General features: G+C 70.3%; 22 protein-coding genes. 6 read left to right on the top strand and 16 right to left on the bottom strand.

Annotation, left to right across the window (positions count from 1 at the left end):
• Nucleotides 1-474: 474 nt before the first annotated feature.
• Nucleotides 475-1,050, bottom strand: a complete 576-nt coding sequence (locus WME89_RS41810) for a TetR/AcrR family transcriptional regulator (RefSeq protein ID WP_438005169.1) — start codon at nucleotides 1,048-1,050, stop codon at nucleotides 475-477.
• A 16-nt stretch (nucleotides 1,051-1,066) separates the two neighbouring features.
• The gene (locus tag WME89_RS41815; RefSeq protein ID WP_438005170.1) at nucleotides 1,067-1,681 is read right to left on the bottom strand and encodes a sugar O-acetyltransferase; all 615 of its coding nucleotides are present in this window, start codon (nucleotides 1,679-1,681) and stop codon (nucleotides 1,067-1,069) included.
• 401 nt (nucleotides 1,682-2,082) lie between these two features.
• Here WME89_RS41815 and WME89_RS41820 point away from each other — a divergent pair, with 401 nt between their 5' ends.
• Nucleotides 2,083-2,670 (top strand): AAA family ATPase, encoded by a 588-nt coding sequence (locus WME89_RS41820; protein WP_438005171.1) that lies wholly within the window; start codon nucleotides 2,083-2,085, stop codon nucleotides 2,668-2,670.
• A 353-nt stretch (nucleotides 2,671-3,023) separates the two neighbouring features.
• Here WME89_RS41820 and WME89_RS41825 read toward each other — a convergent pair whose 3' ends face one another.
• The 10 genes from WME89_RS41825 to WME89_RS41870 form a co-directional block, all read right to left on the bottom strand.
• The gene (locus tag WME89_RS41825) at nucleotides 3,024-4,079 is read right to left on the bottom strand and encodes a glycosyltransferase family 4 protein (protein ID WP_438005172.1); all 1,056 of its coding nucleotides are present in this window, start codon (nucleotides 4,077-4,079) and stop codon (nucleotides 3,024-3,026) included.
• Nucleotides 4,070-4,936 (bottom strand): PIG-L deacetylase family protein, encoded by an 867-nt coding sequence (locus tag WME89_RS41830; protein WP_438005173.1) that lies wholly within the window; start codon nucleotides 4,934-4,936, stop codon nucleotides 4,070-4,072. The genes WME89_RS41825 and WME89_RS41830 overlap by 10 nt, the downstream gene beginning before the upstream one ends.
• Nucleotides 4,937-5,274: 338 nt before the next feature.
• Nucleotides 5,275-6,162, bottom strand: coding sequence for a glycosyl hydrolase (locus WME89_RS41835; protein WP_437658969.1), 888 nt, complete (start codon nucleotides 6,160-6,162; stop codon nucleotides 5,275-5,277).
• Nucleotides 6,159-6,995: a TIGR04290 family methyltransferase gene (locus WME89_RS41840; protein ID WP_438005174.1), complete on the bottom strand. Its 837-nt coding sequence runs from the start codon at nucleotides 6,993-6,995 to the stop codon at nucleotides 6,159-6,161. The genes WME89_RS41835 and WME89_RS41840 overlap by 4 nt, the downstream gene beginning before the upstream one ends.
• A gap of 11 nt (nucleotides 6,996-7,006) precedes the next feature.
• Nucleotides 7,007-7,735, bottom strand: a complete 729-nt coding sequence (locus WME89_RS41845; RefSeq protein ID WP_438012040.1) for a sugar phosphate nucleotidyltransferase — start codon at nucleotides 7,733-7,735, stop codon at nucleotides 7,007-7,009.
• Between the two features lie 16 nt (nucleotides 7,736-7,751).
• Nucleotides 7,752-8,822 carry a CgeB family protein gene (locus WME89_RS41850; RefSeq protein ID WP_438005175.1) on the bottom strand — a complete coding sequence of 357 codons (1,071 nt, stop codon included), beginning with the start codon at nucleotides 8,820-8,822 and terminating at the stop codon, nucleotides 7,752-7,754.
• 17 nt (nucleotides 8,823-8,839) lie between these two features.
• A complete protein-coding gene (locus WME89_RS41855) occupies nucleotides 8,840-9,817 on the bottom strand; it encodes a DUF4202 family protein (RefSeq protein WP_438005176.1) in 978 nt (325 codons plus the stop codon).
• Nucleotides 9,818-10,016: 199 nt separating this feature from the next.
• Nucleotides 10,017-11,771 carry a hypothetical protein gene (locus WME89_RS41860; protein WP_438005177.1) on the bottom strand — a complete coding sequence of 585 codons (1,755 nt, stop codon included), beginning with the start codon at nucleotides 11,769-11,771 and terminating at the stop codon, nucleotides 10,017-10,019.
• A gap of 188 nt (nucleotides 11,772-11,959) precedes the next feature.
• Nucleotides 11,960-12,895 carry a PAS domain-containing protein gene (locus WME89_RS41865; RefSeq protein ID WP_438005178.1) on the bottom strand — a complete coding sequence of 312 codons (936 nt, stop codon included), beginning with the start codon at nucleotides 12,893-12,895 and terminating at the stop codon, nucleotides 11,960-11,962.
• A 100-nt stretch (nucleotides 12,896-12,995) separates the two neighbouring features.
• Nucleotides 12,996-13,709 (bottom strand): alpha/beta fold hydrolase, encoded by a 714-nt coding sequence (locus tag WME89_RS41870; RefSeq protein ID WP_438005179.1) that lies wholly within the window; start codon nucleotides 13,707-13,709, stop codon nucleotides 12,996-12,998.
• Nucleotides 13,710-13,906: 197 nt separating this feature from the next.
• Between WME89_RS41870 and WME89_RS41875 the strand changes: the two genes are divergently transcribed.
• From WME89_RS41875 to WME89_RS41885, 3 genes are all read left to right on the top strand, one after another.
• On the top strand, nucleotides 13,907-14,302 hold the full coding sequence (locus WME89_RS41875) for a fibrinogen-like YCDxxxxGGGW domain-containing protein (protein WP_438005180.1): 396 nt from the start codon (nucleotides 13,907-13,909) through the stop codon (nucleotides 14,300-14,302).
• A 296-nt stretch (nucleotides 14,303-14,598) separates the two neighbouring features.
• Nucleotides 14,599-15,456: a CvfB family protein gene (locus tag WME89_RS41880; protein ID WP_438005181.1), complete on the top strand. Its 858-nt coding sequence runs from the start codon at nucleotides 14,599-14,601 to the stop codon at nucleotides 15,454-15,456.
• 142 nt (nucleotides 15,457-15,598) lie between these two features.
• Nucleotides 15,599-17,038, top strand: a complete 1,440-nt coding sequence (locus WME89_RS41885) for an ATP-binding response regulator (protein WP_438005182.1) — start codon at nucleotides 15,599-15,601, stop codon at nucleotides 17,036-17,038.
• A gap of 79 nt (nucleotides 17,039-17,117) precedes the next feature.
• On the opposite strand, the gene WME89_RS41890 is transcribed toward WME89_RS41885, so the two are convergent.
• Nucleotides 17,118-17,585: a Dps family protein gene (locus WME89_RS41890; RefSeq protein ID WP_437620377.1), complete on the bottom strand. Its 468-nt coding sequence runs from the start codon at nucleotides 17,583-17,585 to the stop codon at nucleotides 17,118-17,120.
• Nucleotides 17,586-17,721: 136 nt separating this feature from the next.
• Complete coding sequence (locus WME89_RS41895; protein WP_438005183.1) at nucleotides 17,722-18,318, bottom strand: YqgE/AlgH family protein; 597 nt, start codon at nucleotides 18,316-18,318, stop codon at nucleotides 17,722-17,724.
• A 160-nt stretch (nucleotides 18,319-18,478) separates the two neighbouring features.
• Between WME89_RS41895 and WME89_RS41900 the strand changes: the two genes are divergently transcribed.
• Both WME89_RS41900 and WME89_RS41905 read left to right on the top strand, forming a co-directional pair.
• Complete coding sequence (locus WME89_RS41900) at nucleotides 18,479-18,889, top strand: 6-pyruvoyl trahydropterin synthase family protein (RefSeq protein ID WP_438005184.1); 411 nt, start codon at nucleotides 18,479-18,481, stop codon at nucleotides 18,887-18,889.
• A gap of 54 nt (nucleotides 18,890-18,943) precedes the next feature.
• Nucleotides 18,944-20,443 carry a DEAD/DEAH box helicase gene (locus WME89_RS41905; RefSeq protein WP_438005185.1) on the top strand — a complete coding sequence of 500 codons (1,500 nt, stop codon included), beginning with the start codon at nucleotides 18,944-18,946 and terminating at the stop codon, nucleotides 20,441-20,443.
• Nucleotides 20,444-20,622: 179 nt separating this feature from the next.
• Here the strand turns inward: WME89_RS41905 and WME89_RS41910 are convergent, their stop codons facing one another.
• Complete coding sequence (locus WME89_RS41910) at nucleotides 20,623-22,257, bottom strand: GAF domain-containing sensor histidine kinase (RefSeq protein ID WP_438012041.1); 1,635 nt, start codon at nucleotides 22,255-22,257, stop codon at nucleotides 20,623-20,625.
• Nucleotides 22,194-26,615 carry an ATP-binding protein gene (locus WME89_RS41915; protein WP_438005186.1) on the bottom strand — a complete coding sequence of 1,474 codons (4,422 nt, stop codon included), beginning with the start codon at nucleotides 26,613-26,615 and terminating at the stop codon, nucleotides 22,194-22,196. Before WME89_RS41915 ends, WME89_RS41910 begins: the two co-directional genes overlap by 64 nt.
• Nucleotides 26,616-26,728: the final 113 nt, after the last annotated feature.

Consider the following 26,728-nt stretch of genomic DNA (forward strand, 5'->3'; position numbering starts at 1 on the left):
TTCACGGGTAAAACCGTTGTTGTTACCGGCGCGAGCTCCGGTATCGGCGAACGTAGCAGCCGCTGGAGATCCCCCTGAAGGCGGACGCACCAGCCGCCACCCCGGCTGGAGGACAGGACCGTGCCCAAGATCGTGCCCAGACACGGTGGACAGCGGCGGATTTCAGCGGACTTTAGCGGAACGACGCCGGGGAGCCCCATCGAGCAGAACCCCCTGAGATTTCGGCCAGTTCCAGCGGGCGCGCCCGCTGTTCACACAGGGTTCGATTCCCAGCGCCACCACCACGAAGACATGGCGGGAGCCGTGTTTTCTGCTTCTTGTGTGCCCAGCGTGTGACCTGAGGAATTTCAACAACGCTGGATTACTGAATGGTCCACCCCATCGCCAAGGTCATGGGGACACCGGCCGATGGCGTGATCCAGCATCGCCAGGGTCATGAGGCCACCCGTCGATAGGTCCGACGCCGACGCGAGCTCAGCCCGCGAAGCGGCGGATCGCGTGCCGGATCTGCTCTGCAGTCATCGGATCCGTGGACAGCGCGCTGTGCAGCACGAGCCCCTCGACCAGCGCGTCGAGCTCCCGGGCCGTCACCGGGTCGAAGTGCGTCTCCAGCGCTCGGCGGCTCCGCAGCATCCAGGCCTGGGTGACGGCCCGCAGCGCGGGCCTCCTGGCGGCGGCGACGTAGAGCTCCACGCTGAGCACCACGTCGCGCGGCGAGCCGAGCAGGTCGGCGGTGAGGTGCTCGACCAGCGATTCGACCGCGGCCTCGCGGTCGGGCGCGGCGCGCATCCGCGCCTCGAAGCAGGCGGCCACGGTCTCCGCGTGCCTGGTGAACGCCGCGGCGAGGAGCTCGTCGATCGACGCGAAGTGGTACGTGGTCGAGCCGAGCGGCACGTCGGCGGCCTGGGCGATGGAGCGGTGCGAGGCCCCGGCGACCCCCTGCTCGGCGATCACGTCGAGGGCCGTCGCGACAAGCCGGTCCCTGCGCCCCGGGTCGTGGCGGCGAGCCCGCCGCGCTGGCGGGGCGGGCCTCGCCCTTGTAGCGCTCATCGCGTCTCCATCACCCTCACGCGTTCCCACGCGCCGGGGCGGCCCCTGCCTCGGCGCCGTCGAGGCGGCGGATCACGCGAGCAGGGTTGCCGACCGCGATGACGTTGGCCGGCAGATCGCGCGTGACCACCGAGCCGGCGCCAACGACGGTGTTGTCCCCGATCGTCACCCCCGGCAGGACGATCGCGCCACCGCCGAGCCACACGTTGTTCCCGATCTTGATGGGCTTCGCGGCCTCCCACTTCTGCCGCCGGGGCTCGGGCTCCACCGGGTGGGTCGGCGTGAGCAGCTGCACGTTCGGCCCGATCTGCACGTCGTCGCCGATGGTGATCGGCGCGACGTCGAGCGCGACGAGACCGAAGTTCGCGAAGCAGCGAGCCCCGATGGTGATGTGCGCGCCGTAATCCACATGGAACGGCGGGCGGATCTCCGTGCCCTCGCCGATCGAGCCGAGCAGCTGCTCCAGCAGCCGACGGCGAAGCGGGCGCTGCCGCACCGACGTCGCGTTGTAGGCCGCCATCAGGTCGAGCGCCGCAGCGCTCTGCTCGGCGATCTCGGGGTCGTCGGCGATGTACAGGTCTCCGGCGAGCATCCGCTCGCGCATCGTTCGTGAGTCGTCCGCGTTCTTCATATGTACGAGTGTACGCACGATAGGAACGGATGTCCACATCGGTGGCCGGAAAAGCTGCGCCGGCCTCCGAAGGGTCCCGAGGGGCCCGCCAGAAACGAAGAGCCCGCCAGCGCCATGGCGTGAGCGGCACCTCGATTTTTGCTTTACGACCGCCCGCTCCGCTCGGTACAACATCGAGAGCGCCAGCCCTCCAGCTGGCGTTTTCGTTTCTGACCGCGCTCGCGACGAGCTCACTGCGCGCGCTTCGCCGCAGCTGTGCGGTGCGTCTCGCCCGGAACCGGCGAGCGACACGCGCTCAACCCCGTCGCGCGATCACGACCGATTGGCCTCGAGGCGATCACGCCCTGCCCCGATCCGCGGGCCGCGGCTCGACTCGTCGCGCCCACACCGAGGAGAGATCGATGAAAGAGAGAACGATGCACGAGGAGAGGACGTCTTCGAGCAGCGCCGCGCCCGGCGAGCAGCGCGCGGCGTCGCGCGGCACGGCGCGCATCCACCTGATCGTGGGGCCGGTCGGCGCCGGCAAATCGACGTTCGCGCTGCAGCTCTGTCGAGAGCAGCGCGCTGTGCGGCTCAACCTGGACGAGTGGATGACGGCGCTCTTCACCCCGGACCGCCCGGGTACGGGCGTCCTGGAGTGGTACATCGAGCGCACCGAACGGTGCATCGATCAGATCTGGAGGCTGGCCGAGAGGATGCTCGAGGTCGGCACAAGCGTCGTGCTCGAGATCGGCCTCATCCGCCGGGACCACCGGGAGCGATTCTATGAGCGCGTCGACGCCGGCGGGCATCCCATGACCATCCACGTGCTGGACGCGCCCCGCGATGTGCGCCGCGAGCGCGTGCTGCGGCGCAACCAGCAGAAGGGAGATACCTTCTCGATGGTGGTTCCACCCGACTTCTTCGAGTTTGCCAGCGACATGTGGCAGCCGCTCGACGAACCAGAGCGTGACGGGCGCGACGTGCGCATCGTGTCCACCGGGGATTAACGTACCTCGTCGCCCAGGTTCGTCCCTGCTTGCACGGGAGGTCTTGCCAGGTTGCCGGCCGAGAGCCCCTGCTCATCGCGTGGCACGAGGCCCTGCCGGACTCACGTGCCCCTCGCTCGTGCGGCTCATTCTGGACTGATCGTTCCAGAATGACCGGTCCAGGATGCGCCGCACGGGCCCCTCTCTCGTGCGGCTCATTCTGGACTGATCGTTCCAGAATGAGCGGTCCAGAATGAGCCGAACGTGCCCCTCGCTCGTGCGGCTCATTCTGGAACGATCAGTCCAGAATGAGCGGTCCAGAATGAGCCGCACGAGCGGACAGCGGGGCCACGGTCGAGGCCCCCGGCGCCCGCTCACGCCTCGCGCAGGACGCGCCGGTACGTCTCGATGTAGGCCGCCGCCGTCCTCGCGGCCGAGAAGCGCTCCTCGGCCGCGCGGCGGCACGCCGCCGGGTCGAGCTGGTCCACCCTCGCGATCGCCTCGGCCATCTCCCCCGCGCCTTCCACCAGGAACCCCGTCCGGCCGTGCTCGACGATCTCCGGCAGCGCGCCCGCGCCGCGGAGCGCGATCACCGGCGTGCCCGAGGCAAGCGCCTCCATGGCGACGAGCGAGCTCGTCTCCTGGACCAGGCTGGGCACGAGCAGGCACCGGGCCGCCGCGAGCAGACGGCGCTTGCGGGCGAGGCCGACCGGGCCAAGGAAGCGCCGCACCGGCCCGGGGCCGCCCAGCATCGGCAAGAGCACCTCGCGGAGGTACCGCGTGTGCTCCTCGTAACCGAACGCCTGCCCGGCGATGATCAACGGCGACCCGGCGCGGACCGAGGCCTCGACGGCGACGTGATACCCCTTCTCCGGGCAGATCCGGCCCAGCGTGATCGCGAAGCCCCGCTTGTGCCGCCGCGGCCGGTAGTGCTCCAGCCGGACGCCATTCGGGACCTCGGGCAGGAGCCGCGCCCCCGGCGGACAGGCGCGCCGCTGCGTCGCGGAGACGCAATGGAGGAACGTCCTCGGGCGCTCGAGCCGGAAGACCGCCGGCGCGTAGAAGCTCGGCGGCAGGTGGAGCGTGGCGAGCACCGGCACGCCGGGCTCGGGCAGATAACGATCGAAGTCGACGCCGTGCAGGTGGACGAGATCGATCGGATACAGATCCAGCGCCCGGGCGATGGCGCTCCGGTGATGGCGCCAGGCCTGCTCCTTGGCCGCCTCGTCGAGCACCGCGCCCGGCGGCGGCGCCGGCGTGGCGACGAGCGTCCCCGCGCACGTGGAGCCCTCCGGCGCGACGACGATCGACCGGTGGCCGCCGCGCGAGAGCGCCTCGTCCAGCATCGAGAGCACCTGCTCGGCGCCGCCGACGGCGTCCGGCCCCACGGGCGCGAGCGGATAGCCGACGTGCAGGACCGTCAGAGACATCGCTCGCGCCCGAGGCCGAGCAAGGTGAGCGTCATGATCGCGAGCTTCCGCCAGCGCGCGCCGTCGATCGGGAAGCCGAGGCGCTCGTAATGGAGCGCGCCCTCGTGCGGCGGCCGCCGGAAATCGTAGGCGGGCGCCGGCCGGAACCGCTCGACCTCCGCGCCGAACGGGGCGAGCGTCTCCTTCTGGCTGGAGAAGCAGTCCAGCATGGCGCGCTTGCGCGCGGCCTCCTCGTCCGAGAGCCGGAGGGCGATCTCGGGGACGCTGGGATACGGGATGAACTCGCCGGTGACGAGGTGGCCCCGCGCGGCGTGGTACGACGCCGCCTCGAAGATCAGCGGCGAGGTGACGCCGTTCCAGAGGGCGAGCACCGCGGCCGAGTGGACCGCGAGCGCCGCCGCGTCGTGATCGGGGTGGCCGCCCTCGTAGGGGTGCGTGATCACCACCTCGGGGCGCGTGCGGGCGAACAGATCGAGGAGCTTCCGGGCGAGGCTCGGGGCCTCCTCGATGGCCTCCTGGTCGACAGCGCCGAGGCACCTCAGCTTCGACGCGGGCACGTTGCCCACGGCGAGCGCGCGGGTCACCTCCTCGCGCCGGATCGCTGTGTACCGCTCGCGCCCGACGTCGGCGAGCTCGGCCGGCATGAAGCGGCTGTCGCGGGGCGCGCCGTCGGTCACATGGACCACCTCGATCGGCGCGAGCCGGCCGATGCGCGCGCCGAGCCCGATGGTCTCGTCGTCCGGGTGGGCGAGCACGACGAGGCAGCGCGGCGCCCGATCCGACGAGAGCCACGTGAACGGCGGCCACGCGAGCTCCGGCGGGATGCGGCCCTGGCGGCGCAGCACGGAGAGGTTCACGAGAGCGCCTCCGCGGATCGCCCGAGCCCGCCGCAGGCCTCGAGTCGCCGGTCCAGCGCCGCCGGGGTGCCGCTGTGTTCCTCGGGTCTCTCTCGCTTCGGAGTGCTCGCGACGTGGGACATGAGCTACCTGGAGTGCGCAAGGTCAGGCCATCCGGGCGCAGAGCGCAGCCGAGCCAGGCTACCAAACGCCGCCGCGGCGCGCCAGATGGGCACCGCGGCGCGCCAGATGAACGCCGCGGCGCGCCAGATGGGCACGTGCAGCCCGGGCAGACGGACAGGCCAGCCCGGACGAGATGCCGTCAGGCACGCGCGGCTTGGCCCGCGCGCCGGCAGAGCCTAACCCACATAGCGGCGGGTCATGCGGGCACAGAACTCCGCGAACTCCTCGATGCGCTGCGGAGGGCTCGTGTGGTGGGGCCGGACGCCGGCGTGCTCCGGGGTGAAGCAGTAGGTCAGCGTCACATCGAACGGCTCGAGCACCTTCATCTGCCGGTCGAACCAGGCCTCCGCGCCGGGGCGGAAGCTGTCGGCCCAGCTCAGGCCGGTGCGCAGGTGGCGCACCCCGAGCTTCTTCAGCCACTCCACCGCGTCGTCGAGCCGGTGATCCTCGAAGTGGAACCACTGGCACAGACCGAAATCAGGGGTGCACTCCGGAAAGAGCCGCAGCGCGCGCTTGGGCGTCCCGTCCTCGCGGAGCAACCCCATGTAGAAGTGCCGGTAATACGACGAGCCCTCGGCCTCGCGATGCCGCGTCGTCGCCGGCCACGCGCGCGGCAGGTCGTAAAGGCTGTACCAGTGGACCCGGTCGACCTTGCCGCGCAAGAGCTCGGCGCTGCGCTTGAGGCCGAACTCCTGCACCTCCTCGGCGCCGAACGTGGACACGCCGATCTCCGTGATCCAGACCGGCTTGTCCGTCACCGCGCGGATCTCGTCGAGCTTGCTGGGCCACTCGTGGATCTGCCAGTGGTTCCAGTCGAGCGGGAAGCCATGCACCGCGACCACATCGACGTGATCGAGCACGCCCTGACGGCCCAGGTTGGCGATGAACGCAGGATCGATCGGCGAGATGCCGCCCAGCACGCGCGGCAGCCCGGGGCGCTCGCTCCGGATCGCGTCGGAGGCGAGCTTCACCATCGATCCGAACGTCGTCCACTCGGGGTCGATCTCGAAATCCCAGTGCGACTTGTTGTTGGGCTCATTCCAGAGCATCACCGCTTCGATCATGCCTGCTCTCCGTTCACGACATCCACGCCGTTCACGCCATCCACGCGAGCCCGCCTGGCCGGGTAGACCGCGCCCGGAACCCACGCGGGCCGCTCGCGGCGGCGGCAGATGTAGACCTCGGGCTCGGGGTGGTTCACGATCTCGAAGCCCGCGCTCCGCAGCATCGCCTCCGCGCAGGCCCGGTTGGGCACCCACCAGTTGGTCGGGTCGCGCGAGTAGCTCTCCTCCACGAAGTGCAGCCGGGGATACCCCTGCTCATCGAAGATCCGCTCCTCGGAGAACGGATAGTCCGGCTCGAGCTGCATCACCTCGGCGCTGCCGCGCTGCATGCTCTGGAAGACCAGCGTGTGCCCGACCACGTGCTCGTGGAGCAAGTCGAGCGCCAGGAGCGGGTGGCGGAGGTGGTACAGCACGCCCATGAAGAGCACGACGTCGAAGCGCTCCCCCAGGCTGCCCACGTCGTACACGGAGAGGTTCCGGAACTCGATGTCCGCGCCGGAGACCTCCGCGGCGAACCGCGCCTGCGCCAGGTAATCGTCGTCGCTGTCGATCCCGAGCACCCGCGCCGCCCCGCGCCGCTTCATCTCGAGCGAGTAGAAGCCCGCGTTGCAGCCGATGTCGAGGACCGTCTTGCCCGTGAGATCCGCCGGGATGGCGTGGGCGAAGCCCTTCCATTTGAACGCGGGGTAGTCGCCCAGGAAATGGTCGGGCGCCGTCTTCACCCCGCCGAGATCGATGTTGTGGAACCACGGCCCGAGGCCGCGCACGCGCTCCTGGATCTGCTCCCGGGTCAACTTCGACGCGTTATCGATGCTCCGTACGCTCCTCTCCATCGCTCCTCCGCTCACAAGATCACGCCGCTGAGGAGCTGCATGGCCTCTCGATAGCCGTGCAGCGTCCCCACGTCGACATACGCCTCGCCGGCCCGCACCGCGCGCGCGCTGCCGCCGCGCGCGAGGTACTCGTTCACCAGCGTCCCGATGTACGGATCCTTCTGCCCACGCTCGCACCAGAGGTCGTGGAGCTCCCGCATCACCGCCCCCGTCAGCTTGAAGGCGCCCCAGACCCACTGCGACCGCGCGTCCCGCTGCTTGACCTGGATCTCGAGCACCCTGCCCCGCTCATCGGTGACGACAGCGTCGAAGAACTCCGGGTGCTTGACCGGGAAGAGCAGGAAGGAGAGGCCCCCGCCGTCCAGCGAGCGGAGCCCGTGCTCGGGGAACCAGACCGTGTCGGGGAGCCCCACGAGGACCTCCTCCTCCGGCTGGATCCAGGGCAGCGACCGGAAGATGGCGTCGCAGAGCCCGGCGGCGACCGGCTGCACCACATAACAGATGTGCGCCGGACCCACGCTCGCCCCGTAATACTCGACGATATCCGACTTGCCCGGCGAGATGACCATGCAGATCTTGTCCGCGCCGGCGAGGATCATCCGGTCGATGAGGTACTCGCTGACCGCGCGCGGCCGCTCCACGTCGCCGTCCCTGCGCGTCCCCACCGGGAGCAGCTCCTTCGAGAACGCGAGCGGCTGGATCCTGCTCCCCAGGCCCGCCGCCGGAATCACTCCCCACATCGCCATCTCCCTTCCTTCATCGAGCCGAGACCGACTCGAAAATGGCCACGAGCTCCTCCGCGCGCCTCGCGGCGCTGTGCTCCGCGAGCACCCGCTCCCGCGCCGCGCGCGCGACCGCCGCGATCTCGCCCGCCGGGAGCGAGAGCGCCGCGACGGCCTCGTCCGTCGTCCGCGCCACGAGGATCTCCTTCCCCGGCGTGAAGAACTGGTCGAGCCCCTCCCAGCTGTCGCTCAGGATCGGCGTCCCGCACGCGGCCGCCTCGAAGAGGCGCCCGGAGGGGCAGTACCCCATCGCCGCCATCGCGCCCCGGGTCACGTTGAGCGTCAGCGGAGAAGAGCAGTAGAACGCCGGATGATCCGCCGGCGCGACGTGCCGCATGTAATAGATGTTCTGCGCCCACGGGAAGCTCTCGGGGTAGAGCGAGCCCCCGATGACGAACCGCTTCTCCGGCAGCCGCCTGGCCGCCTCGAGGAAGAGGGTCGAGAGCGCCTCCTGCCGGTCGGCGGCGTACGTCCCCAGATACGAGAGGTCCCCGCGGAGCTCGTCCCGCGGCGGGACCGGGCGGTGCACCTCCGGGTCCGCGCTGCCGTAGAGCGGGAACACCCGCCGGGCGCCGAGCTTCGACTGGAGCTGCGCCAGCGCCTCGCCGCCGGTGTAGCTGAGCACGCAGTCGAAATCGACGAGCCCGCGCGGCCCTATGTAGCCGACCGACTGGCCGGCGTTGATCCGGTCCAGCGTCACCGGCGTGTCGAGATCGTAGAAGACCTTGAGGCCGCGCGACTCGAGGACCACGTCCGTCGCGGGGCCGCCGTCGGGGCAGTACGAGGTCACCATCGCCGCGTCGGCCTCCCGGATCGCGCGCCGGGCATCGGGCAGGACGTCCTCGAACGACGAATACAGCCGGAGCTCGTTGCCGTGCGAGAGGGAGAGAAGATCCCGGTGAGCGGCGTAATACGGGGCGTCGCGCTCGAAGAAGGTGACGCGGTGCCCGGCCCGCCCGAGGGCGGAGATGACGCCGCGCCACAGCGTGGCGTGGCCGTTGCCCCAGGACGAGCTGATCGTCAGACCGAAGATGACAATCCTCATTGCGCGCCGGACCTCCTCTATGCCTGCGTCTCCGCCGGAGCCGGCGCCGAGGTCCTCCTCGGCTCGCCGAGGAGCATCGCCTCCACCTCGGGGCGGCAGCGGACCCGCGGCAAGCGCGCCCGCGCCTCGGGCCGGAGACGGCGAAGCGTGTAGGCCACCTTGGCGCGGGTGTGCTCGGGCCCGTAGTAATCGAGGAACCCGCCGCTGTTCAGCGAGAAGAACGAGAGCGCGTCGGCGTCGTTGAGCAACGCGAGCTCGGCGTCGTCCCCCGGCCGCTCGTGCGACCCCACCAGCGCGCCGATCCGCTCGAGGACCTCGGGCGCGAGCCCGAGATCGGCGAGCGCGGAGCGCGTGAGGGCCGCCCCGCGCCGCGCGTGCTCGTCCTTGAACGCCTGGTAATCCGCGGCGCGGTGCTCGATCCGGACGTTCGCCTCGGAGACCAGCCGCTCCACGTCGTGAAAGAGCGCCGCCGCCTGGGCCGCGGCGCTGGCGCGCGGCTCGAGGCGGAGCATCCATTGCCACACGTCGACCGCATGGTCATAGTCGGCGCGGACGAGCGGCCTGTCGAGATCGTAGAGATCCCGGTGCCGCCCGAGGACCCGGGCGAAGGCCGCGCTCGCGGAGGCGAGGTTCCGCCTGCGGATGAAGCGCTGGCAGCGGGTGAGGACCTCGTACGCCGTCCGGGCGGCGCCGTCCCGCTCGAGCCCGTCGATCCAGAGGTCGAAGGGGCCGCGGGCGTCGAGCGCGTGCAGGTGGGTGTCGAGCGCCCAGAGATCGAGCGCCGACGCGCGCCACGCGCGCGCGTCGATCGCCGCGTGCGCCGCCTGCGCCGCGTAGAGCTCGCCCCGGGGCGGAGCGGGCGCGTCGATCTCCACGCCAGGGAACTCCCTCGAGAGCTCCGCCTTGTCGGAGGGAGAGAGCAGCGGTGTCTGGCGGACAGACGGGTCATCGCTGCTCGAACAGGAGCCGGCAACGAGGATCAGGCGCTTGAGCATGAGTTCTTCGGTCAGCTTTCGACGTGGAGCGGCGTGGAGCTCAAACCAGCTCCCGCGAGACGGCTGCCGCGGACGAACAGAGGTATGGCGCCGTGAACCTATCGCCGCCGCGCTCATCGCACCATCGCGGAAATTCCGTACAGGAGCGTCGGGAAAGAAATGAGCTGTAGACGAGATGGCCGTAGGTGCGCCGTCGGCGCTACCCGAGGATGCCCGAGGGCGCGCCGGGGCGAAGGCCGTTGTTCCCGTCGCTCATGGACGCGCGGTAGCGTTGTCGCGCCGCGATGAGGCGCCCCGCCTCCCCCTCGTCGGCGAGCGACGCCGCCGCCATCGCGGCATAACCCAGCCGCAGGAGCGCGTAGGCCAGCAGATACGCCGGCAGGCGCCGCTCGGGGTCATCGCCGGAACGGCGGCGATAGCGCTCCAGGAAGGCGCGCCGGGCGTCTTCCGGCATCTGCCACTCGATCATGGCCCCGGCGAGATCCCAGGCGATGTCCGTGGGGCCAGGCAGGAAGTGATCGTCGCCGTGCCCGGACGCGTCCACCTTGAAGAGCTCGCCAGAGGAGGAGCTGACCCACTCGTGGGGATCCATCTTCCCATCGACGAGCACGGGGCGCTCGATCTCCAGGTGGAGCTCACCCGGGAGCTCGCTGCCCATCTCTGTTGAGAAATTGATGCGCGTCATCGTAATGAGCTCGTCGACGGCGGGGCTCTGAACGGGGAAGGCCGAGGCACGGAAGGCGCAGTAATCGGCGAGCCGCTCGAGGACGGCGGTGGACAGGTCGCCGGCCTGGAGCGGCCGTCCCTGGATCCACGGATAGGAGAGGAAGCCCTGCCCCTCGTCGCGCGGCTCCGGCCCGAAGCCGGCGCGGGAGACGCCCAGGGCCCGCTCCAGGCACTCGGCTCCATAGCGACCCATGCCTTCGAATTTGAGAATCCTGCTGCCGTCGCGGGAAAGGCACTTGAAGCGCTCCATGGTCGTCCAGGAGGGCGGCCAGCGCGACTCGTCATCATAGTGGCGGCGGCGCCACTGCCCGCCGCCGATGAACTCGCCCGCGTCCCCCGGGAGCTGCGTCACGCTCTCGACGCGCTCCGCGCGGAACGACCGCCAGCGGCGGGCGCCGTCCGGCGCGACGAGCGCGTCGGGGTCGGGCGCGCGGGAGCCGAGGAAGACGATGTTCCCGCGGGGGACGCCGGCGGCGATCAGGGCGTCGCCGGTGGAGAGGAACGATGAGCCGCTGAAGCCGGGTCCCTCGTCCGCCACCCAGAACTGCGCGCCCTCGGCGACGCCTTCCTGGACCCAGCGGAGCTGCCCGGCGCCGAGCTCGACCCGGCGATCGTAAGGGTGGCCGGTCGGGCGCACGGTGGTGCGCTCGGCCCGGATCCCGCGCTGGCGGAGCGCCGCGGCCGTCACCGCGCTCAGCGTGGTGCCGATGCTGCGGACGCCGACGACGCGGACCGGCGCCGGCGGGGAAGCGAGCCGCTCGGCGAGCCGCGCGAAGTCGAGCGGGTGCAGCGCATAGAACGAGAAGCCCTCGGGGGGCGAGGTAGGGACCGTCGCCGGGACATCGATCGCCGTGAGCGCCGCGAGGGCCTCCGCCATGGCCAGACGTCTGGCCGTCCGTGGCCAGACGTCTGGCTGTCCGTGGCCAGACGTCTGGCCGTCCGGGATCGGGAGCGCGCCCGCGCCGTCGCCGCCGACCAGCACGGCGGCGAGATCGTCGGTGATCCGCGACAGGAGCGAGGCGCCCTCCGCGCCGGCGTCGGCGAGGATCGACTCGAGCTCGCCGGCGCGGATCAGGGCGCGCAGCACGACCCCGCCAGGGAGATCGGCGCCGGCCGGGGCGGCGAGCGCCCGGAGGTCGCCGGCGAGGTCGGCGACGAGCCGCTTCCCCGGGACGTCGCGGCGTCCGCTGCGGAAGACGTACATGCGGTATCCGGAGCTGTCTGTCATGGGTGGTATTCGCCAGGATCGGTTCGCACGGGCCGGGGCTGACTCCGATGAGCTCGCCCGAGCCGCAAGGAGCCGTGCCCGCAGCCGGGCCCGCGCACCGGCGTGGCGCTCGGTCTCCCGGCTACCACCGCTGCGTGGGGCGGGAGGGTGGCGATGCCAAGCGGGGAGCGCCGCAGCGGCGGCGCCCATCAGATCGCGGCGCCGGCGCGCATCTGCTTCATGCAATACCAGAGCCCCTCCCGCAGGCTCCCCAGCGTCGTGACGCTCCCGAGGTCCAGCCCGAGCGCGACCATCGCCCTCGCGCCGCTCGAGGGAACGCCGGTGATGACGCCCTCCGCTCCGAGGAGCCGGATCGCCTGGACGAGCTTCACGAGGTGCACCGCCGTGCCCGCCTCCATCGCCTCGACGCCGGTGAGATCCAGGATCGCGAACCGCGCGCCCCTCCGGCTCACCTCGGCGAGCAGGGCCTCCATCACCGCGCCGGCCCGCGCGCTGTCGAGCGCGCCGAGGATGGGCACGGTCAGCACGCTGTCCCACACCTCGATGATCGGCGCGGACAGCGCGCGGATCGTCGCCTGCTGCTGCTCGATCACGGCGAGCTTGTCCCGCAGCTCCTGCTCGATGCGCTTGCTCTCCGTGATGTCGATCGAGAAGCCGATCAGCACCTCTTGCCCGGTCTCCTCGGCGCGCACCAGGGTCTTGCCGACATGGATATGCCGATTCTCGCTGCCGGCCGCCTCGATCACGAGATCCTCGACCAGCATGCCGCCCCTCGCTCGCAGCCGCTCGTCGGACGCGCGGATCGCCCGCGCGGCGGGCGCGGGGAGGATGTCGAAATCCGTCTTCCCGATCACCTGGTCGCTCTCTCGCCCGGCCAGCTTCCCGACGTTCTTGTTAACGAGCAGGTATCGGTGCTCGATGTCCTTGGCGAAGATGTTGATCGGCAAGCACTCCGCGATCCGCTCGAGGAGATCGCCTCTCCGCCGCCGCTCCCGCGACTCCTCGGTGAGCCGCCGGTGCGTCTCGATCAGCCGCTCGCCCGGAAGGGCCTTTGGCCGGAGCTCCGCGCCGAGCTCCTCCAGCTCATCCTGGATCGACCGTGCTGGCGGCGGTGCTTCGCTCATCCAGCCGGAGCTTACCGACGATCGTCCGCCCGCTCCAGCGCTCGCCAGGTGCGACAAAGCGCGGCAGGAGCTCGGCCAAGCGCGGATGAGCCCGCCTCGGTCAGGCGGCCTCGAGCAGGAGCTCGACCAGGAGCTCCGGCATGTCCACCATCACGTCGTGCCCGCACGGCGCCTCGCGCAAGGTCCACGAGGGGTTTGCCTTCAGCCTCTCGTGGATGGCCGTGAACGGCGTCTCGCCCCAGCCCGAGGCATAGACGTACATGCGCTTGCCGAGGCGCTCGACGGCCCCGCGGCCGGCGACACACTCCAGGAAGGTGGCATAAGGCTGCGACGTGCACTGAGCGTCCACCCACGCGCGGTCGCGCGGGTTCACCCCGAGGATCTCGGAGGGGAACGGCGGGATGACGAGGCCTCCGTTCCTCGCCGCGGAGGCCTGGAAGCTCCTCTGAAAGGGCTCCGGCACCATGTCGAGCGTGTTCTGCCCCTCCTCCGGCAGGTACGCGTCGACGTAAACGACGCTGCGGATGCGCTCGGGGACGAGCCCCGCCACGCCCGTGATCACCATGCCGGCGTACGAGTGGCCGCACAGCACCACGTCGGTGAGCTCCTCCCAGCGCAGCAGGTTCACGATGTCCGCGATATGCGTCGACAGGTTCACCCCCGCGGCGAGCAGGTGCGAGCGCTCGCAAAGGCCCGTCAGGGTGGGCGTATACACCTCGTGACCCCGCGCGCGCAGCGGCGCCGCGACGCGCTTGTAGCACCAGCCGCCGTGCCAGGCGCCGTGCACCAGGACATAGGTCGTCTTCTTTGTCAAAGTGGCCTCCTCATCGATCCTCGCGCCCCGCGAGCGATCACGCCCTCTCGCGCCCGCGCGGCATCACCCCACGCACGAGCACGCTTCGTCGTAACGTGAGGGGCGCCAGCTCGTCAAGCATGGGCTCCACCGCGCTTGCTCGCGCTCCCGCGTCCCATGCAGAGCCTGCTCAGCGCGGGGCGCGTGTCGCGAAATCGATGTGCACGTGCTCGTCATGGCGCCACCAGACCTGGCCCCGCAGGATCGCCCCGGAGAGCTGGCCCAGCTTGCGCCCCGACGGGCTCGCGAGCAGCAGCGGCGCCGTGCACGTACTGGCGCCCGAGGCTCGCGCCCAGGTAAGAATACGTCACGTAGCACGGCCCCGAGGGCGGAAGCGGGTCCCACGCCCGAGCTGCAAGGCGATCAAGGCGGCGGAGCCGCGCTCCGCGGACGGCGAGTATGTGATCGATTCCGACGGATCCGACGGCGCCGCGAGCCCGTTCACCGTCCATTGCAACATGAGCGAGAGCGGCGGCGGGTGGACGCTGGCGGCCGGTGCGACTCGCTGGCGAAATGGATGGATTACCAGGACCTCATCTGCGGGGTGCGCCTGATCACGTTCTCGGATCAGGGATCGTGCGGGAGCCAGACCCTGGGAGGGAGCTGGAGTACCACGAGGCCATGGGAGAACTGCGCGGGATGGCCTGACCTGGTCGACTACAACGGCGAGAGCTTCTTTCCACATCGCTTCCGCATCTGAGTCCGCTGAGCCCCGGGCGCGCCGCGGCCCGGCCCTCTGGGGCCGCCCGGCGCGTCGTCCGCCGGAGCTCCCCGGCGGGCCCGGCTCGCGGCCGCGCCCCCGGCGAGACCACGGCGGCGCGCCGCCCGGCCTGTGCAAGACTGCGCGCCGATGCCCTACGACGAGCTCCTCGGACGCGTGGTGACCCTGCCGATACGGCGGTTCGGGCCGCCGGGCGCCTTCCTCTCGCCCGACCCCGGCGACCTCCGCCCGAACGCGCCGGTGCTCCTCTTGCCGGGCGCCGAGGTGCCCGAGGGCGCGGAGGAGGGAGACGCTGTCGAGGTGTTCGTCCACCTCGACTCCGAGGATCGCCCCATCGCGACGGCGCGCCGGCCGAGGCTCATGCTCGGCGAGGTCGCCTTCCTCGAGGTGACCGACGTGGCCCCCTTCGGCGCGTTCTTCGACTGGGGCTTGCCGAAGGAGCTGCTCGTGCCGCGCGCGGAGCAGACGCGCGATCTGCGGATCGGCCAGCGGCACCCGGTGGGGCTCTTCGTGGACAGGACCGGGCGCCTCGCGGGGACGATGCGCGTCACCGAGCTGCTGCGCGACAGGGGCGAGTTCGATCTCGACGAGTGGGTCGAGGGCGAGGCGTGGCGCAACGAGCCGGAGCTCGGGCTCTTCGTCATCCTCGAGCGCAGCTTCGTCGGCCTGGTCCCCGCGAGCGAGCCCCACCCGCTCTCGCGCGGCGAGGCGGCGCGGTTCCGCGTGACCAGCGTGCTGCCCGACGGGAAGATCGAGCTGTCGCTGCGCGGCCACGCGCACGAGGAGCTCGAGGCCGACGCGCAGAAGATCCTCGAGCGGCTCTCGCGCCCGGGCGCGCCGAGGGTCGGCGACCGCTCGAGCCCCGAGGAGATCCGGGCGATCTTCGGCCTGAGCAAGAAGGCCTTCAAGCGCGCCGTCGGCCGCCTCCTGAAGCAGCGCGCGGTGGCGATCGATCGCGACGGCTTCCTCGTGCAACCCCGGCCATGACCCGGGCGCCTCGCCGTCGCCGCGCGCCTCCGACACGATACGGCAGCGCTCGTCCGGTATTCGACACCCGCGCTGCGCAGCGCTCTGCGCACCTGGTGGCGCATTGACGCTGCCCACCTTCCCCCACTAGGATCGCCGCCGAATGAGCACCAGCCCCGCGCGGCGCCGCGTCTGGGTCGTCGACGACAGCCCTGTCGACGCCGAGCGGGCGCGGCGCGTGCTGGCCTCCGAGCACGATGTGGAGGTGTTTCGCGACGGCTCGACGGCGCTCGAGCGGTTCTCCTCGTGCTCGATGCCGGACGTGATGGTCCTCGACTGGATCATGCCGGGCGTGAGCGGCCTCGAGGTGTGTCGATTCCTGCGCTCCGAGCCCGTTGGGGCCCAGAAGCTCGGTATCTTGCTGCTCACCGGGTACCACCACACCAACCAGATCGTCGAGGGGCTCGCCGCTGGCGCCAACGATTACCTCGCGAAGCCTTACGAGGACGAGGAGCTGCGCGCGCGCGTCGCGTCCCTGGTGCGCTGGCGGGCGCTGCTCGAGCGCGCGGAGCAGGCCGAGGCGGCGAATCGGAAGCTGCTCGAGACAGCCCCCGATCCGCTGCTCGTCATCGACGCGCAGGGTCGCCTCAGCTTCGTGAACGAGCAGGCTGTCAACGCGCTCGGCATCCAGCCGGAGGCCGTGCTCGGGAGGGCGGCCTCGGAGCTGATCCCCGGCCTCTGCATGAATGATCCAGAGCCGCTCAGCGGCGAGTCCACGTTCCCCATGCCGGACGTGGAGATCCGGGGCAGGCTCTTCTCGCCGACGCTGCGGGTGCTCCCGGGGGAGGCCGCCGCGAGCACGATCGTCTCGCTGCGCGACGTCACCGACCGGCGCCTGCACGACGAGCGGCGGCTCGATTTCTACTCGATGATCGCGCACGACCTGCGCACGCCGCTGAACGCGATGACGCTGCGGATCGCCAGCATGCTCGAGGGCGAGGAGCTCGCGAGGCAGCCTCCCCTGCTCGAGGACGTCCAGAAGCTCGACGCGCGCCTGCAATCGCTGGTGTACATGATCAACGATTTCCTGGAGCTCGCGAGCCTCGAGGACTCGAATCGCCGCATGGAGCGAGAGGAGGTCGATCTGGTGCGCCTGATCGCGGACACCATCGAGGACTTCCGCCCGCTGCTCGAGAAGAAGGGCCACACCTTCTCCGGGCCAGCCCCCTGCGAGGGCGCCTCGGTGCTCGGCGACCGGCGGCGCCTCGCCCAGGTGCTCTCCAACCTGATCGGCAATGCCATCAAGTTCACGCCCCCCGGCGGCGCGATCGCGGCGCGCGTCGAGGTGAAGCCCCGCCACGTGGAGGTCGCGCTCGAGGACACGGGCACCGGCGTCGCGCCGGAGATCGCGGCCACGCTGTTCCAGCGCTACCAGCGCGCCGAGCACAGCGTCGGCGGCACCGGGCTGGGGTTGCTGATCGTCCGGGAGATCGTCGAGGCCCACGGCGGCGTCGTCGGCGTCGAGAGCCGCCCCGGGCGGGGCAGCCGCTTCTGGTTCCGCCTGCCGCGCGGCCGCAGGGCGGCGCTCGCCGCGCCCGCCTGAGCTCGCCGCGCCTGCCTGAGCTCGCCGCGCCTGCCTGAGCTCGCCGCGCCTGCCTGAGCTCGCCGCTGGAGGTGGGGAGTTACTCGAGCAGGCTGCGCAGCATCCACGCGGTCTTCTCGTGGATCTGGAGGCGCTGGGTGATCAGGTCACAGGTCGGCTGGTCGTTGGCCCCCTCGGCCACGGGGAAGAGCTCGCGCGCGGTGCGCGCGACGGTCTCGTGCCCCTCGACGAGGAGCCTGATCATGTCGGTGGCCTTGGGGATGCCGTCTTCTTCCTTGATGGACGACAGCGCCACGAACTGCTTGTAGGTCCCCGGCGCGGGCAGGCCGAGGGCGCGGATGCGCTCGGCGACGAGATCCACGGCGAGCGCCAGCTCGTTGTACTGCTGCTCGAACATGAGGTGCAGCGTCTGGAACATGGGCCCCGTGACGTTCCAGTGGAAATTATGCGTCTTGAGATACAATGTATACGTATCGGCCAGCACACGGCCCAGCCCCGTCCCGATCTGCTCGCGGTTCTTGGCGTCGATTCCGATGTTGATCTCCATGATGGCTCCTCTCGTATCCTGTACGCTCGACTGGATGGGCCGTGTGCAGCGGAGGTGAAGGCCCCCGCGCCGCCCTGCGCGGGCGCGTTACGCGACCGGCAAGGTTGGTCCTCGCCGTCCCCACGTCAATCCAGCCTCACGCCTCGCCGATCGTGCGCATGGACATGACCTCGATCGGGCTCAGCCCGAGGAGCGCATACGCCTGCTCCCAGCGACGGTCCACCGCCACGTCGAAGAGGACGCGCTCGTCGAGGGGCACCGGCAGCCACGCGCCCGCGGCGATCTCCCGCTCGAGCTGCCCGGGCCCCCAGCCGCTGTAGCCGAGGAGCACCGTCCTCCGCCGCGGATCCGCGGCGGCCGCGCCGCGCACCGCGTCGGCCGCGAGCGCGTCGAACGCGCTCCGCGAGGAGGTGACCCGCACCCGGGAGCCGACCGGGATCACGCCCGTCTCCTCGCCCCCGAGCGCCGGATCGAGGCACAGGATCCACCCCGAGCTCGGCTGGACCGGGCCGCCGAGGTAGACCGGCGCCGGGTCCTTCAGGTCGTTGCCGTAGCCCGCGAAGGAGAGCAGCTCCCCGAGGGTCATCGGCGCCGGCCGGTTCACCACGAACCCGAGCGCCCCGCCCTCGCTGTGGACCGCCAGCAGCACGACCGTCTTGTCGAAGTTCGGATCGCCCAGGGGCGGCGACGCGATGAGGAACCCTGGGGCCAGCACGCTCGCTTCGCTGTTCATCGGCGATCCTCCCTCACAACGGTCAACCGGTCACTGCGTCCCGCACGGACCAGCGCGCCGCGGCGGGCCTGGCGGGGAACCGTCCGCACCTTACTCCCGCGCGCCGCGACATGCGATTGGGATCTCCCTCCAGGGCCGTGACGACGAGTATAGTGCGGCCATGTACACGGTCGGCGTCCGCGATCACATCATGGTGGCCCACAGCCTCAAGGGCGAGCAGTTCGGCCCTGCGCAGCGCCTGCACGGCGCGACCTACACTGTCACCGCGGAGGTGGACCGCGAGGAGCTCTCGCCCCTCGGCCAGGTCATCGAGACGAGCGCGCTGCGAGAGAGCCTGCGCGGCGTGCTCGCGGAGATCGATTACCGCAACCTCGACGAGCACCCCGCGTTCGAGGGCAAGCGCTCGACGCCGGAGCTCATCGCGCGCCACATCCACCGCGAGCTCGGCCGCAAGCTCCCGGTGAACGCCGGCACCGCCCTCACGATCACGCTGCACGAGTCCCCCCTGGTGTGGGTACGTTACCGCGCCCCGATCCGCGGCGCCTCGATCCTGCCGGCCGAGCTGGCCTGATCGCCGCTCTCTCCGCTTGGCACGCGGCCCTGCCCGCGGCAAAAGAGCGCGCCGATGACCGAGCCGGTCCGCACAGCGCCGATCGTCCTGAGCTTCCAGGGCGGCACCCTCCGCATCGAGGGCGTCGCGCCGCGCCCGGCGCTGGAGCCGGCGGCCTCCGGCGTCGACGCCGCGCCGCCCTCGCCGCCCTCGCCAATGTTGGCGGAGGCGCCCGACGGCGGCGACCCGGGCTCGCCCGCGGAGGGCGCGCCGCTCGACCCCGCCTGCCTCCCCGCTTCCTGCCGCTGGGACGCGCGCGAGCGCGTCTACCGCGTGCCGGCGATCGACTACGCCGAGCTCGTCCTGAGGCTCCGCGCCCGCGGCGTCCCCTTCACCGACGCCGCCCGCAAGTACGAGGCGCTGCCGCTCACGCCGCTCGCCAAGCACGACCCCTTCCCTTACCAGCGCGAGGCGCTCGAGGCGTGGGCTGGCCGGCGCAGCCGGGGCGTCGTCGTGCTCCCGACGGGCGCGGGCAAGACGTTCGTCGCGACGCTCGCGATCGCCGCGCGGCAGCGCAGCACGCTCGTGGTCGTCCCCACCCTCGACCTCCTGAACCAGTGGTACGACGGGCTCTCCGCCGCGTTCGGCGTCCCGATCGGCCTGCTCGGCGGCGGCTACCACGACGTCCTCGACCTGACGGTGACCACGTACGACTCGGCGCACGCGCACATGGACCGGCTCGGCGCCCGCTTCGGGCTCGTGATCTTCGACGAGTGCCACCACCTGCCGAGCCCTTCGTACGCGCTCGCCGCGAAGATGTGCCTCGCGCCGTTCCGCCTCGGCCTCACCGCCACCCCGGAGCGCGCGGACGGCCGGGGCTATGACGAGCTCATCGGTCCGATCGTCTTCCGGCGGGAGATCACCGAGCTCTCCGGGCAGTACCTCGCGGCCTACGACGTGGTGCGGCTCGACGTGCCGCTCTCGGACGGCGAGCGCGCCGCGTACGAGGCGGCGCGCGCCGTGTACATCGGCTTCCTGCGCGCGAACGGCATCCGCATGCCCGAGGGGTGGGGGCAGTTCATCCTGCTGAGCTCTCAGTCCGACGCGGGCCGCCGCGCCTTCGAGGCGTACCGCCGGCAGCGGAGCCTCGCCCTCTGCGCGCCCGGCAAGATCGACGTGCTCGCGCGGCTGCTCCACGCCCACCGCGCCGATCGCACGCTGGTCTTCACCGAGGACAACGCCACGGTCTACCAGATCTCGCGGCAGTTCCTGCTGCCGGCCATCACGCACCAGACCAAGGTGAAGGAGCGCAGCGCGATCCTCGAGGCGTTCAACCGCGGCGCGCTGTCGGCGGTGGTCACGTCGAAGGTGCTGAACGAGGGCGTGAACGTGCCCGAGGCCAACGTCGCGATCGTCCTGTCGGGCAGCGGCTCGGTGCGGGAGCACGTGCAGCGGCTCGGCCGCATCCTGCGCCGGAGCGAGAACAAGACGGCGATCCTCTACGAGCTCGTGGCCCTCGGCACGAGCGAGCAGCGGGTGAGCGACAAGCGCCGGGAGCACGTTGCTTACCAGTGACCGCCGTACACGCGCTCGACCCTGCGCCGCCGGGCGGCGGGTGGGAAATCCATACGCGAGCCGAAAGTCAAGCTCCTCGCAGCGGCCGTCCCAGCATACAGCCACACTGCACGCGGTGGTTACCCTGGAGCACCTTACGCGATCCACCTCTCTCCTGGAACGTGGCGCTGCCCGCTGCATCACGCTGGCTCGGCGCAAGGAAGCTCGACGATGAACGTGGCCCCGGCGCCCGGCCGGCTCTCGCATCGGATCGAGCCCCCATGCTCCTCGACGATCCTGCGGCTGATGTAGAGGCCCAGGCCCAGTCCGCCGTAATGCCTCTCCGACACCGCGCGCTCGAAGCGGCCGAAGATCCGATCGCGCTGTTCGGGGGCGATGCCGATGCCGTGATCGCGTACCACGAGCCGCGCCGTGCCGCGCTCGGCGCCGACGGCGATCTCGATGGGCTTGCCGGTGCCGAACTTGATGGCATTGGAGAGCAGGTTGGTCACAACCCGGTCGAGACAGGATCGATCCCACCTGCCACAGGCCGGCGCGCCGGTCTGGATCGACACCGAGCAGCGCGCCCCCGCAAGGTCGGCCTCGAAGCGCTCGGCCACCTCGCGGACGAGGGCGCCGAAGTCGACGTCCGTGCGCTCGAGCACGAGCGGCCCCGTGTCGAGGTGCGACACGTCGAGCAGATCATGGATGAGCCGGGTCAGCCGGGTCCCCTGTCGCGCGACGAGCTCGAGCCGCCGATCGAGCACTTGCGGATCGATGACTCGCCCCAACGGTGCCGCCCTGCGAAGGGACTGCACCGCGAGCGTGAGCGAGGTGAGGGGCGTGTTGAGCTCGTGGGTTGCGACCGTGAGGAACTCGCTGCGAGCGCGAACGGCCTCCTGCGAAGCGCGGTAGAGCCGGGCGTTGTCGATCGCGATGGCAGCGCGGCGCCCCAGCTCCACGGCGAGCCCGAGGTCGGCGTGCCCGTAGCGGCGCCCCAGGGTGCCGCAGGCGAGGCTGAGCACGCCGAGCGTCTGCCCGCGCGCGATGAGCGGCACTGAAATCCCGGTCCGCGTGCCGAGCGCGCGGGCGAGCCGCACGTGCTCGTCGTCGTGGCAGATCACCCGCAAGACATCGTCGGTCAGCTCGGGCGTGAGGACTGGCTCGCCGGTGCGGAGGGCCGCGATGGCGGGGTGGGGGGAATCCCAGCGGGGCGGATATCGCCTCACCATCTCCAGGAGCATGGGCTCCTTCGTGGGGTCTCTGTGCGCGACGGCGACGCGCCGGAGCTCTCGACCCTCTACGATGTCGATGGCGCACCAGTCCGAGAGGCCTCGCACGCAGAGGCGGCCGAGGCGAGCGAACTTCGTTTCGTAATCGAGCGACTCGGAGAGCACCGCTCCCGCTTCGGCGAGGAACGCGGCCTCTGCGAGCGCGGCTTTCTCCTTGGCGAGCAGCCAGGCGTTGTCCAAGGAGATCGCGGCTTGCGTGGCGAGCAGCGAGAGGGCGAGGAGCCGATCGGGCGTGAAGGCGCCGGCGAGCAGGTCGTTTTCGAGGTAGAGCAGGCCAACCACCGCGGCTTGCCGCAGGATGGGCAGGCAAAGCACCGACTTGGGCCGGTGCGCCGCGAAGTAGTCGTCGCCGACGAACTTGTCTGCGTCGCCTTCGGCGTCGCTCAGGATGACGCGCTCCTTCGTTCGGTGCGCGTAGTGGACGACGGACGCGGGGATGCGCCGGGAGCGATCCACGGACATGGGCTCGAGGACGGTCGTCACCGCCCCTTTGGCGTCGAGGGTCGCCTCTGCTTCGATCGAGAGCCGGTCGTCCCGACACAGGACGAGGCAAGCCGCTCTGCGCCGCCCTGCTCGAGCACGATCGTGAGCAGCGTGCGCAAGAGCTTGTCGAGGAGGATCTCGCCCGAGATGGTTTGCGACGCTTTGGTCACGGAGTAGAGGTCGAGCTGCTCGGTCCGCATCGAGACGGTGGCCGTAGGCGCGAGGAGCCTCGACTCGACGAGGTGTGGAACCTGCTGGTCGAGCTGCTTGACCTTGCCGTCGGCTCCCCAACGGGCATAACAGGCGCGCGCGTTGCGGAGATGGGTGACGCCGTTCGTGTCGAGGCCGCGATCCATGTAGAACCGGCCGGCCAGCTCGTTGGCCAGCGCCTCGTGGTGCACGAAGCCGCTGTCGCGGGCCGAGCGGATGGCCTGCTCGTAGAGGCGCATGGCCTCGAGGTCCCGGCCTTCGACGCGCGCGATTTCGGCGGCGACGAGCGCTCTCCGGTGTTCGAAGTTCTCGGGGCAGTGCTCGGCCCAGATCGCGAGTTGCCGGCGGTGCGCCGCCAAGGCGTCTCGGTGCGGGGATCGCGCTTCGGCCGGCATCTCCGTGCAGACACCCGCGTGCGCAAGAGCTGCGTAGAAATGGTACTCGGCGTATTCCCAGAACGAGCGCGTTGTCGCGAGAAGCCGTTGCGCCGTCGCGGCCGCTTCGAGGGCAGACGCATGATCCCCGGCGAACAGACGTCCCTGGAGCTTCCGGATCCAGTACCAGCAGCAAGGGATAACCTCGCTCGGATTGGCGTCGAGGTGCTGTTCGAATTGGGTCTCGTCGAAGTCTGGTCCGTTGAAGGAGTTGAAATCGTCCGTCAGGCCGCGCAGCGTCCGGATGAGACGCAATTGTCCCGTGATGGCGTCGATGATGAAGCCGAACCCCACCTTGCGCGCGAACGAAAGTCCGGTGATGGCCACGTGCTCGACTTCGGCGAGCGGCTCGCCGCAGCCCAACATATTGGTAACTAGAGTGTTGTTGCTGTAGTTCGCAAAAATGAGGTCGCCGATTCTGATCGCCGCATCGAAGGCGCGCTGCAGCCAGACCTGGGCCGAACGGATGGGCCGTCTCCACGGGACGACGAAATTCCCAAAATACAGGTAGACGCGCGCCTTGCAGCCGTCGAGGCCCCGCTTCTCCACCAGGTTGACCGCGAGCTGCCCGAAGCGGAACGCCATCGGATAGTCCTCGAAGTAAGGACCGAGGACTATGCCGAGCCCGGCGTAGGCATAGGCCGACGCGTCGCCATTGCCGTGTTCCAGGCAGAGATTGACGCTGCGCAAGGCGACCAGGCACACGAGGTTTTCGTCGGTGTACGGCGTCGCCGGGAAGAGCCGGGAGAGAACCTCCATGGTGGCGCGCGCGGCCGGATCGTTCATCAAGGACAAGTCGACGAGGTCCTCGATCCGGGCCTTGTCGAGCCGCAGCCACAAGCGCTCGTATTCCTGCCGCACCTCCGCCCAGGTGGGATGCGGCGACCAGTCGACCCCTCCCTTTCGGAGATAGTCGAGACAGACGGCGACCGCACGGTCGGGCCGATCGAGGGCTGTGTACACATCCACACGCAAGCAGGTGACGGCCGCCTGGTCGACGATGCTCTCGGCCCGCTCCGACAGCGTCCTAAGCCTCTCGTCCACCGCCTCGCGCGCACCGGTCAAGAACTCGCATTCCGCAAGGTCGAGCTCCAGCGCGAAGGTGAGCCCGTACACGCGTTCCCAGCGGTCCTCGGCCAAGAGCTGCAGCCCGGCGGCGAGGTGGTGCGAGGCCGAGGCATATTCGGTCGCCGTCTTGGCGCGCTTGCCGGCCAAGAGATCGAGCTCGGCGATGCGCTCCCGCTCCTCCTGCGACTCGACCAGCTCACTGCCGCGATTGAGCTGGCTCACGACCTCGAAGATCCGCTCGGCGATCGCCTCGGGCGTCAGACTCGACGATAGGATTCGTCCGATGCGCAAGTGGGCGCCGGCGCGCGCGTCTTCCGGGATCCGCGAATAGGCCGCCTCCTGCACCCGGTCGTGGAGGAAGGTGTAGGCATCGGGGAGGCGGAGGACCAGCCCCGCCTGCACCGCCTCCCCGAAGGACGCGTGGATCGCCTCCGCGGATTGCCCCAGCACGAGGCCGAGCGTCTCGACGTCGGCGACGTATCCCAGACAGGCGAGCTGTTTCAAGGCGTCCTGCGTACCCTCCGGAAGGCGGGCGAGCTTGCCCACCATCAGGTCCACCACGTTGTCCGTGTAACCCTTAGCGCGGATGCGTGGCAGGTCCCAGCGAAAGGCCCGGCGTTGGGGGTCGAAGCCCAGCAGCTTCTCCTCGCAGAGGGCCGTCAGGAACTGGATGGTGAAGAACGGATTGCCATGGGTCTTCTCCAACACCAGGTGCGAAAGCGCCCGGATCCTCTCGGGACGATCATGAAGCGCGTCAGCGACGAGCCTCTCGACATCATCCGGCGAAAGGGGGGTGAGGACGATCTCGTGCACGATGCCGCCCGCCTTTCGGATCGCCTCCAGGCTGCGCATCAGCGGGTGGCTCGAATCGACCTCGTTGTCGCGGTAAGCCCCGACCAAGAGCAGATAATGCACGTCCGCGTGGGTTGCCAGATCGGCGAGCAGCGCCAGCGTCCCTGCGTCCAGCCACTGCAGGTCGTCGAGGAAGAGCACCAGCGGATGCGCGGCCTGGGCGAAGACGCCGATGAGCTGCCGGAACGCCATTTGGAAGCGGTACTGCGCCTGCTGCACCGGCAGCTCCGGCACCGGCGGCTGGGGCCCAAGGATGAGCTCGAGTTCGTGGATGAAATGGACCATGAGCTGGCCATTCGGGCCCAGCGCCTCGCGCAGGGCGTCCCGCCACCCTTTGATCCTGGCCTCGCTCTCGCCCAGGATCTGGCGGACCAGGGCCTGGAAGGCCTGGGCCAAGGTGGCGTAGGGAATATCGCGCTTGTACTGGTCGAACTTGCCAGCAAGGAAATACCCCCTCTTCTCCACGATCGGCTTGTGCAAGGCATGGACGAGGGCACTCTTGCCGACCCCCGAATAACCGGACACCATCACCAGCGCGGGCGCGCTCGTCGTCGCCACGGCGTCGAAGGCAGAGAGCAGCGCGGCCGCCTCCCGCTCGCGCCCGTAGAGCTTGTGCGGGATCTCGAGGCGGTTCAGGACATCGTCCTTGCCGAGCGGGAACGTCTCGACCCGTCCGCACGCCTGCCATTGGGCCGAGCAGCGCTCCAGATCGGCTACGAGGCCGCCGGCGGTCTGATAGCGGTCCTCGGGCATCTTGGCGAGCAGCTTCGAGACGATGCGCGCGATCGGCTCGGGTACCTCGGGGACGAGCGCCGAAGGAGAAGGAGGAGCGCGGGCGACGTGGCAATGGACCCACTCCACGGGGTCCTTCGCCGCGAAAGGGAGCTTTGCGGTGAGCATCTGAAAGAACGTGACGCCCAGCGCGTAGAGATCGGAGCGGTGGTCGATCGCGCGGTTCATCCGCCCCGTTTGCTCGGGCGACAGATAAGGCAACGATCCCTCGATGAGCCGGGGAGGCTGTGCGGGCGGCTGCTCGCGGGGCCGGCGGGACGCGAGCCCGAAGTCGGCGAGCTTGAGCTCGAAGGAGGCGGGGTTCACAAGGATGTTCTCTGGCTTCACGTCCTTGTGGACGATGCCCGCTTGGTGAATCTCCGAGACCGCCCTCGCGATGGCCATGGCGAGCGGGAGAAAGCGATCCATCGGCATGGGCGTCCCGCCGAGCAGCTCGCCCAAGGACCGGCCGCCGAAGTCCTCGAGGACGAGGGCGGGCATGCCCTGGTAGGTCTCGAGGGCGAGCGGTTTGACGACAGCCGTGGAGTCGAGCAGCCTGCCGATCTCGAACTCGTTCTGCAGCCGCTCGAGGTCCTTCGGTCGGCTGCGCTGCGGATCGAGCACCTTGAGGACCACGGGGCGACCATCGGCGTTCCGGATCGCGCGATAGAGGGTGGATCGGCTGCCCTGGGCGAGAGACTCCGTGATCGTGTACGGAACGGAGGAGCTCATGGTGGGAATCCGAGCGGACCGATGGAGTGGCGTACTTTTAGCATGGCCGCGCAATGTGGTGTAGTATGAGCAAGCCCACCCCGCACGACGCTGCTCGCGCGCATCCGGTCTCCCGTACTGCCGTGCTGCCGTGCTCGTGCTGCCGTGCTCGTGCTGCCGTGCTCGGCAAGCGTGGGCCGCCTTCCCCATGGCGGGATCGCGAGGTGCCGAGCGGGCGGGCCGTCCGTCCAGCCGTTCGCCATATTCCTCGACGTCGACCTCGGCGTGGTCGGCGGCGGCTCGCGCGCGGTCGAGGTCGCCCCGCTGAAAGGCTTCCTCGGCCGCCGCACAGGCGGCCGCGAGGTCCGTCATGTCGGGCGTCTTGGGCTCGCTCTCCGTCGTGAGGCCGGAGTATGGCGCACCTCGGCGCGGCGGTCGGGCCCTTCACTCTCCGGTTGGCACGCGGCCCTGCCTGCGGCAAAAGA

The sequence above is a fragment of the Sorangium sp. So ce321 genome, assembly GCF_051530195.1.
Taxonomy (GTDB): domain Bacteria; phylum Myxococcota_A; class Polyangia; order Polyangiales; family Polyangiaceae; genus Sorangium.